The 720-nt window shown below is 74.6% G+C and carries 1 protein-coding gene and 1 pseudogene; both read right to left on the bottom strand.

The genetic code is table 11. The annotated features are described in order from the left end of the window. Positions 1–138: 138 nt before the first annotated feature. Positions 139–372 carry a hypothetical protein gene (locus tag G3573_RS21785; RefSeq protein WP_163263699.1) on the bottom strand — a complete coding sequence of 78 codons (234 nt, stop codon included), beginning with the start codon at positions 370–372 and terminating at the stop codon, positions 139–141. 88 nt (positions 373–460) lie between these two features. Further along, positions 461–720 (bottom strand): annotated as a pseudogene (locus G3573_RS21790) (tetratricopeptide repeat protein); the annotation flags it as partial.

A 720-nucleotide genomic window follows, 5' to 3' on the forward strand; every position in this document is an offset into this window, starting at 1 on the left:
CCCTTGGGGGAGGGGGACCACCCGAAGGGTGGTGGAGGGGGCTCGCCCTGGCGCGACGGAAGCCGCGCACTCCGCTGGAGCCCCCCACGGCGGCCTTCAGCCGCCTGCTCCCCCCAGCGCTGACGCTCGGGGGGAGATCTACTGCGCCCGCCCGGTCAGCCGCGCCCAGATGCGGCGGCGCGCCTCGAACACGGTCAGGCCGAGCGCGGCGGCGAAGGTCCACAGCACCGCCTCGCCGGACAGGGCGGCCAGGGTGACCAGCACGGTGCGGGTCTTCAGGTCGACGCCCAGGTACAGGCCCACGAACATGCCCGCCCAGGCCGCGGCGGCGCAGACGACGGCGACCGCCGGCAGAATCCACTTCAGTTTCACGCAAAACTCCCCTCGCGTTCGGGCGCGCCTATGAGCGGCCCGTCGAGGAGCTAGTCGCGCGAGGCGGCGTGGTTCTTACAGGATCGCCTTACGCGGCCACCTTGGCGGCTGCGAAGTCGCGCCAGACCTTGGCTTCCTTGCGGAAGTGGGCGCGGGCCTTCGCGGCGCGCTTGTCGAGGTCGGCCAGCAGCTCGCGCGCCTCGTCCTTGCGGCCCATCTCGGCCAGGAAGGCGGCGTGGCGGGCGATGCCCTCCAGGCCCGGCGTGCGGGCCGCGGCGTCGCGATAGGCGCGCTCGGCCTCGGCGTGGCGCCCGGCGCCGTGCAGGGCGCGGGCGCTGATCAGCAGGG

This window comes from Caulobacter sp. 17J65-9 (assembly GCF_010975005.1).
Lineage (GTDB): Bacteria > Pseudomonadota > Alphaproteobacteria > Caulobacterales > Caulobacteraceae > 17J80-11.